The organism is Lachnospira hominis (ex Hitch et al. 2025), from assembly GCF_040096395.1.
Classification (GTDB): Bacteria; Bacillota; Clostridia; order Lachnospirales; family Lachnospiraceae; genus Lachnospira; species Lachnospira hominis.
In genome coordinates this window covers 43,557-55,914 of the sequence record NZ_JBBMES010000002.1, presented here as the reverse complement: position 1 = coordinate 55,914, position 12,358 = coordinate 43,557, and the positions used below count along the sequence as shown (strand labels likewise).

General features: G+C 33.8%; 18 protein-coding genes. All 18 read right to left on the bottom strand.

The window, feature by feature from the left end:
* Entirely contained in the window at positions 1-651 is a 651-nt protein-coding gene (locus WMO38_RS02090) for a non-canonical purine NTP pyrophosphatase (RefSeq protein ID WP_349161238.1), read from the bottom strand.
* Positions 648-1,280 carry a M15 family metallopeptidase gene (locus tag WMO38_RS02085; RefSeq protein ID WP_349161237.1) on the bottom strand — a complete coding sequence of 211 codons (633 nt, stop codon included), beginning with the start codon at positions 1,278-1,280 and terminating at the stop codon, positions 648-650. The genes WMO38_RS02090 and WMO38_RS02085 overlap by 4 nt, the downstream gene beginning before the upstream one ends.
* Before the next feature lie 109 nt (positions 1,281-1,389).
* The gene (locus WMO38_RS02080) at positions 1,390-1,773 is read right to left on the bottom strand and encodes a GNAT family N-acetyltransferase (RefSeq protein WP_349161236.1); all 384 of its coding nucleotides are present in this window, start codon (positions 1,771-1,773) and stop codon (positions 1,390-1,392) included.
* A gap of 61 nt (positions 1,774-1,834) precedes the next feature.
* Positions 1,835-2,317, bottom strand: a complete 483-nt coding sequence (locus WMO38_RS02075; RefSeq protein ID WP_349161234.1) for an NUDIX hydrolase — start codon at positions 2,315-2,317, stop codon at positions 1,835-1,837.
* Positions 2,318-2,370: 53 nt separating this feature from the next.
* Positions 2,371-2,967 carry an HD domain-containing protein gene (locus WMO38_RS02070; RefSeq protein WP_349161232.1) on the bottom strand — a complete coding sequence of 199 codons (597 nt, stop codon included), beginning with the start codon at positions 2,965-2,967 and terminating at the stop codon, positions 2,371-2,373.
* Between the two features lie 318 nt (positions 2,968-3,285).
* Positions 3,286-4,398, bottom strand: coding sequence for an LPO_1073/Vpar_1526 family protein (locus WMO38_RS02065; protein ID WP_349161230.1), 1,113 nt, complete (start codon positions 4,396-4,398; stop codon positions 3,286-3,288).
* Entirely contained in the window at positions 4,388-4,687 is a 300-nt protein-coding gene (locus tag WMO38_RS02060; RefSeq protein WP_173745634.1) for a hypothetical protein, read from the bottom strand. Before WMO38_RS02060 ends, WMO38_RS02065 begins: the two co-directional genes overlap by 11 nt.
* An 18-nt stretch (positions 4,688-4,705) precedes the next feature.
* Positions 4,706-5,869, bottom strand: coding sequence for a DUF262 domain-containing protein (locus tag WMO38_RS02055; protein ID WP_349161228.1), 1,164 nt, complete (start codon positions 5,867-5,869; stop codon positions 4,706-4,708).
* Positions 5,870-6,166: 297 nt separating this feature from the next.
* The gene (locus WMO38_RS02050; RefSeq protein WP_349161501.1) at positions 6,167-6,523 is read right to left on the bottom strand and encodes a transposase; all 357 of its coding nucleotides are present in this window, start codon (positions 6,521-6,523) and stop codon (positions 6,167-6,169) included.
* A 6-nt stretch (positions 6,524-6,529) separates the two neighbouring features.
* Entirely contained in the window at positions 6,530-7,501 is a 972-nt protein-coding gene (locus WMO38_RS02045) for a GNAT family N-acetyltransferase (RefSeq protein ID WP_349161226.1), read from the bottom strand.
* 297 nt (positions 7,502-7,798) lie between these two features.
* The gene (locus tag WMO38_RS02040) at positions 7,799-8,317 is read right to left on the bottom strand and encodes a GrpB family protein (RefSeq protein ID WP_349161224.1); all 519 of its coding nucleotides are present in this window, start codon (positions 8,315-8,317) and stop codon (positions 7,799-7,801) included.
* A gap of 16 nt (positions 8,318-8,333) precedes the next feature.
* Complete coding sequence (locus tag WMO38_RS02035) at positions 8,334-8,549, bottom strand: hypothetical protein (protein WP_349161222.1); 216 nt, start codon at positions 8,547-8,549, stop codon at positions 8,334-8,336.
* Positions 8,550-8,653: 104 nt separating this feature from the next.
* The gene (locus WMO38_RS02030) at positions 8,654-9,091 is read right to left on the bottom strand and encodes an NUDIX hydrolase (protein WP_349161220.1); all 438 of its coding nucleotides are present in this window, start codon (positions 9,089-9,091) and stop codon (positions 8,654-8,656) included.
* A 34-nt stretch (positions 9,092-9,125) separates the two neighbouring features.
* Entirely contained in the window at positions 9,126-9,608 is a 483-nt protein-coding gene (locus tag WMO38_RS02025) for an NUDIX domain-containing protein (protein WP_186835931.1), read from the bottom strand.
* Between the two features lie 26 nt (positions 9,609-9,634).
* On the bottom strand, positions 9,635-10,087 hold the full coding sequence (locus WMO38_RS02020; RefSeq protein ID WP_118344901.1) for an 8-oxo-dGTP diphosphatase: 453 nt from the start codon (positions 10,085-10,087) through the stop codon (positions 9,635-9,637).
* A gap of 11 nt (positions 10,088-10,098) precedes the next feature.
* Positions 10,099-10,599, bottom strand: coding sequence for a kinase (locus tag WMO38_RS02015; RefSeq protein WP_186835932.1), 501 nt, complete (start codon positions 10,597-10,599; stop codon positions 10,099-10,101).
* 280 nt (positions 10,600-10,879) lie between these two features.
* Positions 10,880-11,446, bottom strand: a complete 567-nt coding sequence (locus tag WMO38_RS02010; RefSeq protein ID WP_006859139.1) for a TIR domain-containing protein — start codon at positions 11,444-11,446, stop codon at positions 10,880-10,882.
* A gap of 14 nt (positions 11,447-11,460) precedes the next feature.
* The gene (locus tag WMO38_RS02005; protein ID WP_349161218.1) at positions 11,461-12,357 is read right to left on the bottom strand and encodes a macro domain-containing protein; all 897 of its coding nucleotides are present in this window, start codon (positions 12,355-12,357) and stop codon (positions 11,461-11,463) included.
* Position 12,358: the final 1 nt, after the last annotated feature.

Sequence of the window (12,358 nt, the reverse complement as noted above, 5' to 3'; positions counted from 1 at the left end):
TTAAATCTCTCCCGGTATAAAACTATCCTTTTCGCACACACAATAAATATTCTTAAAGAATTCCAAAAATCCGTCCTCAACAGCAACCTGTTCTAATTTATCTTCCGGCAAATCATAGTAATATTTATTCGTATTTATCTCCAACGATATGCTGTCCAGCGGAAACCCCTCTTTTCTGATTGTACTGTGTGGTTTATCTGTCAAAATAAACTTCTCACTTTCCATAGACGGCTCCATTGCCTCATACATATGTGTATCGTCCATCACAAAGCAAATCGCATTCTTGTATCTCGCTACCAGATTACCGTAAATTTTCACCAATCCAGAATAGTAATCTATCATCTCATCATCTGACAAACGCTTTCCGTTTACATTGCGTACATGTACGCCCGGCTGAATCTCATCAGGAACATTATCAAAATACAATCCTGAATCACACGAAAATACAGGAATACGAAAAGCTTCATAATAACCTTTTGCTTTTAATCGTGCATTTTCAAGCGGAGTATTGCCATTTTCCACTACCTTAGGAATATCCAGCCCATCAGCCTTCAAATCATTTAATCCTACTAATTCTATCCCAATTTGCCTGAGTCTGCTTCTCATCGCAGCTAATTTTGCCTGATTTCCTGTTCCGTATAATAATTTCATTTACTCATTCTCCCCTGATTTTTAGCATGGCTTTCAATCCACTCGTCAGTCATCTCAAAATGCTGGTAGTCTTTTGCGTGCTCCCAGTCTCCTCCCCACTCAAATCCGTGTTCCACAAACAGATTGTAACACAAATCATCATGGTCTATTTTATGCAGAAAATCCACGCTCCTGTCTGTATACTTTTCAGCATTGGCAGGCTCCACATTTCTTCTGCCATCAACTTTTTTCACATAAGGATTATAAAGTGTATTAATGTCAACCGCCAGCCCTAACGCATGCTTTGACAGCGTCGTTGAATAGGAAATGTACCTGAAATTAAATGCCGAAGAATTATTATCTCTCATCGACCTTTCATCATCGGCATCATATTCATCAATCAGGCGGATTTTTTCAATCTCATAACCCGCTTCATAAAGCTGCTTAAATATATCAAGCACGTCATCAGCAATCACTCTGTTCACAACCAGCTCACCAACATGTGTTTCACCATCAAACCCAACATGCAAAACTTTAATATACCTCAAATCATCTCTTGACACGATGCAGTTGTCCTTAAATGATTTTCCCTGCATCTTAGCAAATATGTCGTCTGGAATTGGTGATATTGTGAATGTCTGTGTGCTCATGTGCATGCTCCTTTTTTTTTTATATCTAATATTCAAATTGTACTATCCTGCAATTCTCACATATACATGCCTCGATATTCCAATAACTTCTGCAATATCTTCCTGCGTCTTACCTTCCTAATGGTCTATCGACTGTGACAGTTACTTTTCTACCAATTATTACATTATCAGCACTTTTGTCAGTATGCAACACAAACTTTTGATTAGGATATCCAAATTCTTCAATCAGCTCACCTTCTTCAAATCCAAATTTCTTATATAATTTTCTAGGTGCAATTCCTTTAACATCATTTCCTCCAAATGTAGACACAGTTATATCTTTATCTCTGTCAAGCTTATCAAGTGCCTCTTTTAAAAGAATCGAAGCAATTCCCCTTTTTCGATAAGCCGGAGCAACAGCCAAACAACATATCATATTATACTTCCTTGAATATAAAAGTACGCCAACAATCTCTTGTTCGTTCTTCACGCACAAAGCACGTTTATCATTCATGAATCAATATCTGATGTTCTGCCAAATTCTACCTTCATATTTTCTATCATTGACTATCTCCTCAAATCTGCTTTGAAACAAAATGTACAATTTCTTTCCCTGGCTCAAGGATATATGGTATCAACTCTAAAGGATATACCTTAGTACCCTTCTTTAAATCTTCTAGTGAAACCCAGCAGAAATCCAAATCAATTCTTTCATTATCCAGCTCATCATATCCATGAAACACTCCATCTAATGGAATATTATCATCCATCAGATGTACATTATAATATAAGCATATCTGATGACAGGGTCTTTTTCCCCATGGAAAATAAATTTCTCCGATTGCTAAAAGATTATCTATCTCTATCTTAGCATGAAGCTCTTCTTCAAATTCCCGTTTAAGAGTTTCCATACTTGTCTCCATAGCCGCAACATGTCCGCCAATAATGGCATAATCATCATTCTTCGGACGCTGTAACAAGATTTTACCATTATGTTTCAATATACCGCCAACTCTGTATGAAAATACAAAATCATCATTCTTAAATAAAATATCCACTTAACCACCTCCAACCTGTTCATAAAACTTGTAGTAAAAATATATTTATAAGATCATAAATCTCCTGGTGCAAATGTATCTTTCTCACATATAAGGTAAATGTCTTTATTCATTTTCCCCTCAAAATATTGCTTCAAATTCATATTGGAATTCCACTTGTCCTGCGGATAAAAGCCATACCTTTTCTTTATGTCATTCATCCTATTTTCTATATCAAGAACTCCTTCCGCTCCTGCCAAACAATCGCACAATTGAATTAACCGGTCATATTCATCATATGTGGTCTTTGCTAATTCAGTTTTTATAATTGTCAATTCTTCATCTGTAACATCAAATTTTCCGATGTATTCATCTATCGTATGATTATTAAAAGAATGGGTTAAACATATCTTTGCTACTTCATCATATCCCAATGATTTCATATATACGTATCCATCATAAACATGTCCAAGATGTCTTACACCAAATTTTCTTCCTATATCATGTAGTAAACCTAATATATATGCTTTCTCAACATCCATATCACCACATGCACTTGCTATTTTTTCTGCACAGTGTGCTGCTGTTAAACAATGTTTTCCCCAAGGTCCCGGATTAAATAATAACCCATCACGAATTAACTTCAGTGCTTCTTCTCTTGTTGGCAACATAGCTTGTACCTTCTTCCTTTTTTATTTACCTTTTCAAAACTGATAACTCCATTACTCCACCCACAAATAGAGCCAAACTAGAGTCATTCGATAAAGCAAATGCCGGAAACCAGCATAAATACAGGCTTTCGGCATTTTAATCCGTTATTCAAACTCGGCAAATCCAAAGATGTTCTTAAATATATTTGTTTAAGTTTTATGTCTTTTTTGCCGTTATTTTATTTCTGTTACATATATTATTTTGGCTCGCTGATTTTCTGTTGCCAATTTGTTGCCATTTCATTATAACTGTTAGGGAAATACTTGACAACCTTTATTTTATTCTAACGGAGGTATGCTGCTATCACATCTTTGTGCATTTGCATGGGCTAATACAGTTCCAACAGTAGTTATGTCAAATGCCATTGGAATATCATTCCACCATTTTAGTAATGAACTGAGTGCTTCTCTTTTTTTCCATTCTAAAGAAAAGTTCTCTGTTACCATTTTCTTCTGTTCTTCATTCTTATCATATAAGTCATATATTTGCTCAAGAATACTTCGTTGTTCATTTGAAATTTCACTAGGTAGTTCCACTAACTTTCCAGAAGATATTTGTTTGTTCACTAATTTCAAGGAACCTATTTGTTTCTTATTAATAACAGGCAGTCTAACATACCCTTCTAATAATTCATGATCACACAACAATTCTCTTGGCAAATTGCCACTACTCAATAAAGATAACGCTTTCTGATAATCCTCAGATTCTTTTTTTATTCCTACGCATACATAACCATCTAATTGTTCCGCATAAAATAAATCTAAATCTTTCAATGAACTAATATGATCTAATCTCACTGCATCTAAAATTTCTAAGTGATCTAACCACTCTTTTCCTTGGCACAAATTTGTATAGCACAATTTTGAAAATACATTCTCTAAAATATTTAATCCTCGTATGATTGATCCCGTCGCTGGAAATAATCGTTCTATAGTATACGCAACAGTCAAAGCACATAAAGCATCATCATCTACTTGATCAACAATTTCTATTGCTTTTTTTATGCCCACACGTACTTTTCTATCCTTATCCTTTTTTACTCTATGTAACAGTAATTCCGAAAGTAAGTCATAATCTGCTTCCCTTTCTGTTGATGCTGCTGTTTTATGTGCCTCTGTTATAAGAAATTGAAATGAAGGATCAGAAAATTTTTGTAATGCCCCTTCTACTTTTAACATTTTAGGCATAAGTGCTTCTTCAAATTTTGCAACTCTTTCGTTTGCACATTGATAGGCATCTTGTGTAAAGTCCTTTCTTGCTATAGCATACATTTCATTAAAAATCTCGCGTGCTCTCTTTTCATCTATACCAGAAACATTCGTTATATTAATTATTTCAGCCTGCATCTGCTGTGCATTGTTTCCAGCCTTTTGTACTTGTTTATCGCTCATTGACATTAACTCTCCCTATTTGTGTTTGAGAAGCCTCATCCTTTGCTTTTTGTTCTTGCTTAATTTTAATATTATTAACATTGAGATTTTTTTCATCTAATACAATTGTTTTATCACTTTCGCCTATTTGTTTCTGTTTAGAAGCAGTCCCAGCTTTCTGTTTTTGTTTCATACTTTGCTTATTTACCCCTATTTTATAACCAATTGTTCCTCCTGTCACCGCCCCCAAAATTACACCTATAATTATACTAATCAACTCAGTACCCAAACCATCAAAAAACCATTCCATTTATTTTGTCCCTCTTCCTTATATCTTTAACAGCTCTGTGTAAATCTTTCTCCTAGCAGTATTTGATTTATTAGTAAATTCAACGCCATTATACCAATTTATCAGCTCCTCCTTTTGCTTATCTGAAATATCTTCTCTATGGAACACAAAATATCCAATAAGATAATTCACATAATCAGAACGATTATATTTTTCCAAATCATTATTTTCTATAAACTTCAAAGCCCTTTCCAAAGCCTCTAATGTCATTTCAAAACATTCTTTTAATTTATCTGGCTCTAAGTTACAAAGCTGATTTTCTTTTGTGTCAGATGAAATAGGTGCAAAATTATTCGAATGCTTACCAGAAACAAGCACTTCATACGCTGGATTTAATGCTGCAATTGAATATGAGACATTTGTCTTCTGCGGTGTAAAGAAATCATATCCATATTCCTGTACCTTATTACGATATACATGCGTATATTGTGTATACACATCAATACCATGTGCTTTCAATTTAGAAAATCTCATTTGGATAATACTTACACGACTTCCTGCATTATTCAAAACCTCAAACCAGTTAATCTGCTCATCTTCAGTAAGATCTGTTGCAAAATTAATTGTATATTGGTAAGTCTTTATTTTATTTCTAATCTGCAGTAATGCATTTACTACCATTGGTGATGCCAAAGCTTTATTTTTTTCTGTATAAGCAATTAGTTTGTTATCATCTTTATTCAAAAGCACACCAACTGGCACCTGATTTTTCCGATATGCCTCTGCATTTATAACAAATTCACCTTTCCCTAAATCTAACACTACACTTTTTAAATCTGGATGATTGCAATATGCCTTATAATTTGTTGTTAGCCTCTGCTGCCCATCCACAACAGACATTTGCCCTCTTACAGTTTCAGAAAGTAATTCCCTTTCTATAAAAGAAACTTGTGGTACTGCAAATTCCTTTTCTGTATTATTTATTATGTTAATGGAGATTGCAGATATGGGAGATTTACTTAAAAGTTGATAATTTAACAATTCAACACATTTTGCCAATGTCCAACTAACATCTCTTTGATATAAAGGCAATGTTAATTCATTCTTTTCTATATACTCACATAACGTAAAAATATATTCTTGTCTATTATTTTTTGTTGGATTAAGATTTGCAGCCTCCAACAATTGTTTGTTAATATTCATTCCGTCTCCTTTCTAGCTGCTTTTTTTAGCAGCTTCTATATTTTTTATTAAATTTATCATTTTTTATTCGTTTTGTCAATAGCTGCTACAATATTTCAATTTATATGTCAATACAATTTGTGACTTATAATCCGTTGTCTTATAATCTTCTTGATTTTATGATAAAAAAGAGGTGACAAACTATAAACAGTCAAGTGGTTTTAAAAAAATTTTTGAATTGTAAAAAAGGGTAACCTTAATAAGCCATCTGAACATACCGTATTTTAGATGGATGTAGTCAACTTTGAAGAGTTGGATTTAATGAAGCTTTTGAGTATTAAAGTCTATATCTAGCCTCTCCAATGCATAGATGACTCTAATTAGCTTCTTTGCGACACGAGTAATGGCTACTCGGTGCGGTTTGCCTTCTCCACGTTTCTTGGAGTAATAAGTTGCAAATGTCATATCAAAACGGATTAATGGAAGGCAACAATTTATCAATGTATAACGAAGTTGAGAAGATCCACGCTTAACCATTCTTCCACCGTGAAATTCGGTGCCTGAATCATTTACGCCGGGCTCTATTCCGGCAAACGTGAGCATCTGTCCGGGATTGGAGAAATTAGATATATCTCCGTACTCGGAATAGATTACAGCAGCAGATAAAGAGCCTATCTGTTGTTATTTCAACCCTGCCGCCTTAAACTTTTCCAATCTGTAATGGTGTTCATCATCCAATTCCTTAACACCATTTTTGTAATCATATCCAAATTTTCTATAAAACTCCGTTGCTGTAATGGATGCCGGTATCTCAATTCTGCTTGCTCTTACATAAAATTCATCCGTTTCTAATGTATTTATGATTTTTCTTCCAACACCCTTTCCATGAAATTCCGGGAGGACAAAAATTGACAAAAGTATACTTTCTGTTTCACTTTCCCAAAAACTTGAGATAGAACCTGTTCCAATTATTTTTCCATCAAATTCAAAGACATACATATGTGCATAACTTGCCACATTCAGAACTTTTTCCACATCGTAAACCTTTGCAAGTTTTTCCATTGCTGATATGCCATAATCTTTACTATTAACCTCTAAGAAGTTCCTGACAATAAGATTTCTGACCTCTTTGGCATCCTCTTCCTTAAATCTCCTTACCTCAATATAACTCTTTACATAAAAAACTAATGTCATATTTTCGTTTACAACTATTTCATCTCCAGTTCGAACAAATCCACATTTTTCATACAAATGGCAATTTTTCTCTTCCTGCTTAATAGTAGATAACCACCATTCTATTGTATTCGGATAAATATCAAATAATTGTTTGATTACGTTATTGGCAATTCCTTTATTTTGGAACTTTGGAATAACAAAAATAGGAGATATCCAATTTACATTCTTGTGTACTTTTTGCCCTTTATGCCATTTAACTCTTACAGCTCCAGCTTTCTCACCATTAAACAAAATAAAATAGAAATCTGAATTATCATCAACTATTTTCTTCGTTATTGTTTCAAGACTTTCTTTCGCCGGACTTGTAGCATCATCCTGATATTTTTCATATAAGGGCATAAATGCTTCTATCTGCAGTTTATGCAGACATTCAGCATCTTCTCTTGTTATCAATTTAAGTTCAATTAAATCATTCATTTTCTGCACCTCTTTCTTGTAAACTTAAAAAATCGCACCAAACATTCAATGTCCAGTGCGATAACTCCAATTTAATAAGATGCAATGTATGTAAAATCTTCTCTTATATTCTGGTTTTATGCACTAGACTAAAAGACCTACAAGCTATAACCTAATGCCCTAACCTTGCATGTTTATAGCCGTGTACGTCCGTAATACATGTACATATAATGTCTTGAATATAAGTTCTGATTCATGTGTATGTTCTCCTTGTTTTTATTGAACAATATAACAGTCTTGGCAATTCATGTCAACAATTTATTTGCCATTCAAAATAATATCTATCATATCTTGCTTTCCATTAGTGTATGCTACTCTATCATCTGCATACTTACTTTCCAGTTCTTCCTTTACCTTCTGATACTGCAAAGCCATATTCTCATTATCATTTAGATAATCTCTGAAATGAATATATTTTTTCCACTCAGTTCCATTCCACTTCACAACATGAATATGGTGTGTCCTGATATCCTTTTCCATATCACCCATTACATAAAGAATCTGATATTCCACATCCGAGCCACGATAAAAGATTCCTTCCTTCTGTAACTGCTCATTATGTAACATTATTCTCTCAAAATCGGTTACCCCAACGACAATATCAATAACCGGTTTTGCTTTGATTGCCGGTATTGCTGTACTCCCAATATGCTGTATATCAACAGCATCATCACCTAATATAGATTTAAGTTTTTTGATTGTTTGAATCGCAGCCTCATCCCACTGTTTATCATGTGGTTCAAGCTGCACTGTTCCTCTTTTTAATCCTAATGACATAGCAATCTCCTTAATATTACATCACAATTTCACTATCAAAATATTGCTCCTGAAAATAAATCTGCTGCCTAATCTCATCTTTTGAAAACATCATTCCGTCAGGTACAACTACCCACTTTTCTTCTATATCATCTTTTCTATGAACAATAGCCATGATTTTACCTGTAAACTTGTCTACTGGCTCATTTACACCTAATGTATAAGCGTCCTGATCTTCTCCATCTGGTGCCATAACTCCTTCAATGTAACCATAATTTATTGGATAATACATATCCTTATATTCAGGATGATAACTTCCTAATGGTCTATCGACTGTGACAGTTACTGTTGCTCCAATTATAGAATTATTTTTACCTGTAAATACTTCTCTACCAATTTCGGCTGTATCAACGGATATGTCCAGTTCTCAGGCAACTCATCCATAAGCACAACTTTCTCCATTTCGCTATGTAATTCTTTCGCAAACTCTGTTATCTCTGCAAAGCAAAGCAGTCCAAATGTTTCTTCACCAGTATCATTTACTCTAGTCTTACCTGTCACCGAATATACGCATATTGGTTTTATCTCAAATTTGATAGCCCCAGTCTCTTCCTGCAACTCCCTTTTAGCTGTTTCAAAAATATCCTCCCCAGCTTCTCTATGCCCTCCCGGCACTTCATATGTATCTCTTTCTTTATGTTTGCAAAATACCCACTTGCCGTTACTCTGTGAAATTATTACTGCAAACTTCAGTAATGAATCATCTACTGTATCATAAAATTTAACTTCTAACATATTTCTTCTCCATCGACACCTATAATCTCATCTTCTAAATTTGCTTTGAAACAAAATGTACAATTTCCTTCTTTGGTTCAAGAATATAAGGTACCAACTCCTGCGGATATACCTTTACATCATTCTTTAAATCCTCAAGTGGAACCCAACAAAAATCTAAATCAATCCTTTTGTCATCCAGACCATCATAACCATGAAATACTCCATCTAAAGGAATATCATAATTAACGAGATGTACATTATAATATAAACATATCTGATGACATGGTCTTTTACCCCATGGAAAATATATTTCACCAATCGCCAGCAGATTATCTACCTCTATTTTAGTGTGAAGTTCTTCTTCAAATTCCCGCTTCAAAGTTTCTATACTTGTTTCCATTGCTGATACATGTCCACCTATAATGGAATAATCATCATTCTTAGGACGCTGTAATAGAATTTTTCCATTGCGTATCAATATTCCACCAACTCTGTATGAAAATACAAAATCATCATTCTTAAATAAAATATCCACTTAAAACTCCTTTGCATTTATTTAAACTATTTCAACTCTTCTATCCATTTGCCATTTTCTTCAAAAAAGAAATACTCACTAATATTGTCATTTAAAAATACTTCCAACATCTTATCCATTCCATAAGCAAGTTTTCTCTGCTTCATTTCATCTAATGTCAGCCAGAATACATCCCCTTCTTCAGACGAAGTAACTATTCCTTCAAACTTATCTGTCTTATACAATAACACTATATATCTTGTTTCCTCATCCTTCATCCAGTCTTTTATCCCACAAAGTTTTGGTTCTGAAATTTTCAATCCAGTTTCTTCCCACACTTCGCGTATCACAGCATCTGTAAATGATTCTCCTCTTTCCACATGTCCTCCCGGAAATGTTATTCCAGAGTAATCATCATCCGTCTTATCTTGGACAAGTATCCTATTTTCACTAAACACCATACACATATTAGTCATTATCACTTTTTCTGTTCTTGCCATTCGTAATACCCTTATCCTTCATTTGCTGAATCCATATATATCATTTCAACAATACTGTCTGCATCAATATCAGATGTAATAATTTTTTCATTAAAAACTGATGAAAAATCCTTTTCTCTCCACCATCTACGCATATCTTCTTCACCAAATTCCTGTTTTTTATCTCTTGTATTATGCCGCCTGACCGTCTCTTCAAATGGTATATCAAAATAGTACGCATATATATCCATTCCATACAATTCATTTGCCGTTTTGAACAAAGGACTATACCACTCATCATACATGATGCCCTCTAAAATAACCACATCACAATGCTCATACCCATATTTCATAAGTTCTATCATAAGTGGTAATGCCTTAGTATCAACGCCATCTTTAACCCACAAGATATTTCTCCTAATCTCATCTTGTGAAATCATCATTGTATTATATCCAAATTTCTTTTGCAACGCTCTAGCTACTGTTGTTTTTCCACTTCCAGAGTTACCTCTTAATATGATTATCTTTTTCATAATTTCTCCTTAACCTTGCTATTACTCTCCCCACAAATAGAGCCAAACTAGAGCCATTTGATAAAACAAATGCCGGAAGCCCGCATAAATACAAGCTTTCGGCATTTCAATCCGTTATTCAAACTCGATTTCGGCAACTATATATTGTATCTAATCAAATTATAAACATCTATATTTGGTATGATTATTCTTAAAATTCTACATATTCTTTGCCGTTTCGGAACTTTTTGCAAGCATTTTGCAATCACTACAAGTTTCGTTATTTTCAAAATGTCATTGTTTATGGTTTATAGTAATATTTTTTTGCATCTGCCATTGTATTTACCATAAAATCTTCATTATTCAATGCTGATATAATAACGCTCTTAGTGCATGGAATATGCAATGTAGCTACCGAGGACATATTATCACGAAAAGCCGGCAACTTATCCCACAAATCTTTAATTTGCTTCTTAAAATTTCCATTACTATCAACTATATCTGACTTCTTGTCGTAATCTGGATAAATTACAATTACCGGTAAACCTTTTGTACCTATTCCATAATTCATTTCCTCCCTCAATGCATGACTATTGGCAGTAATGGAACTTAAAAATAAAATAATGTTCTTAGAATTGTCAAGCCTTGTATGAAGTCTAGGCTTAAGAGTCTTTTCCCAATCACTACCATCTCGCACATTATATGTCTTATCATGTGCATCATTAAAGGGAAAACTATTATCCTCCCCTTTCCACATTCTTAGCATATTGTAGTAAACAAAATCATGTGTTGAATTTGCCCCTAAATTACTTTCGCTAAATGGTTCCGAAACATAAAACGCACTATAATTTGCATTTTGATATGACATATTAAATTCCTCCTTTACCATATGTCTAATGTTACTTTATCTTTATCTCCTTTATATATAACAACATCAACTTCTCCATGTATTTTATCTCCATACAATTGAAATAACGATGTTATTACTCTCAGTGAATCATTATGTGACAATCCTGCTCTCGAAAGGTTTGTTCCCATCAATGGAATTACCAATCTATGCCCTTGACCATGTTGATCGTAAAAATTAAGAAGTGACTTTATGCACATTTCTAAATCATCGACAGAAGTATGAGCGATATTATCTTTATCGTATTCCGAAATTGCAAGTAACAAAAAGGTACTATTGTTATTTCCCCTAATCATCGCCACTGTACCTAACTCATATACTTCTCTTTTCCCACGTTCCTTATCTTCGTCAGCAATAATACTTTTGGGCGCTAAATTTTGCATTTCCAAGCAATTATGTATCTTGTTGTCTATTTCTTCTATAGTAAATCCCTTATTAACCATTTTTTTTATCCATCTTCCATGTAACGAATTAGGTGATACCAATGGCTTTGAACATGTTGATATATCTTCATCTACAATAGTGTCAAAACATGAATTAACTGGAATTACAAATAACTTTTCTTCCTTGTTCCTTTTGTCAAACCCATCTTTCATAATATCAGAATAACATACTTTTATTTTCCCAGATGGACTTTCCCAAATTGTCTTTGTTCTCTTAAAAATACACGTCCATAGGATTGCAAGTATGAGTGCAAGCACACATAATAATATTATTATCACACATTTATATTGCGTTGACGTAATGCGTATATCATCCCAAGTCCAAAACAAAAAGAAAAGCGATAATATACTTGCAAATGTGCCAATACACTTCATCCACGTTTTACCTATGAACTCCAAATTTTGTTTTATCACATTCACTTTGTTCATA

What these genes read in the sequence shown, in the direction of transcription:
- WMO38_RS02090 (WP_349161238.1), bottom strand. Translation starts at nt 651, where the DNA reads ATGAAATTATTATACGGAACAGGAAATCAGGCAAAATTAGCTGCGATG.
- WMO38_RS02085 (WP_349161237.1), bottom strand. Translation starts at nt 1,280, where the DNA reads ATGAGCACACAGACATTCACAATATCACCAATTCCAGACGACATATTT.
- WMO38_RS02080 (WP_349161236.1), bottom strand. Translation starts at nt 1,773, where the DNA reads ATGAATGATAAACGTGCTTTGTGCGTGAAGAACGAACAAGAGATTGTT.
- WMO38_RS02070 (WP_349161232.1), bottom strand. Translation starts at nt 2,967, where the DNA reads ATGTTGCCAACAAGAGAAGAAGCACTGAAGTTAATTCGTGATGGGTTA.
- WMO38_RS02065 (WP_349161230.1), bottom strand. Translation starts at nt 4,398, where the DNA reads ATGAGCGATAAACAAGTACAAAAGGCTGGAAACAATGCACAGCAGATG.
- WMO38_RS02060 (WP_173745634.1), bottom strand. Translation starts at nt 4,687, where the DNA reads ATGGAATGGTTTTTTGATGGTTTGGGTACTGAGTTGATTAGTATAATT.
- WMO38_RS02055 (WP_349161228.1), bottom strand. Translation starts at nt 5,869, where the DNA reads ATGAATATTAACAAACAATTGTTGGAGGCTGCAAATCTTAATCCAACA.
- WMO38_RS02045 (WP_349161226.1), bottom strand. Translation starts at nt 7,501, where the DNA reads ATGAATGATTTAATTGAACTTAAATTGATAACAAGAGAAGATGCTGAA.
- WMO38_RS02040 (WP_349161224.1), bottom strand. Translation starts at nt 8,317, where the DNA reads ATGTCATTAGGATTAAAAAGAGGAACAGTGCAGCTTGAACCACATGAT.
- WMO38_RS02035 (WP_349161222.1), bottom strand. Translation starts at nt 8,549, where the DNA reads ATGGCACCAGATGGAGAAGATCAGGACGCTTATACATTAGGTGTAAAT.
- WMO38_RS02030 (WP_349161220.1), bottom strand. Translation starts at nt 9,091, where the DNA reads ATGTTAGAAGTTAAATTTTATGATACAGTAGATGATTCATTACTGAAG.
- WMO38_RS02020 (WP_118344901.1), bottom strand. Translation starts at nt 10,087, where the DNA reads ATGGCAAGAACAGAAAAAGTGATAATGACTAATATGTGTATGGTGTTT.
- WMO38_RS02015 (WP_186835932.1), bottom strand. Translation starts at nt 10,599, where the DNA reads ATGAAAAAGATAATCATATTAAGAGGTAACTCTGGAAGTGGAAAAACA.
- WMO38_RS02010 (WP_006859139.1), bottom strand. Translation starts at nt 11,446, where the DNA reads ATGTCATATCAAAATGCAAATTATAGTGCGTTTTATGTTTCGGAACCA.
- WMO38_RS02005 (WP_349161218.1), bottom strand. Translation starts at nt 12,357, where the DNA reads ATGAACAAAGTGAATGTGATAAAACAAAATTTGGAGTTCATAGGTAAA.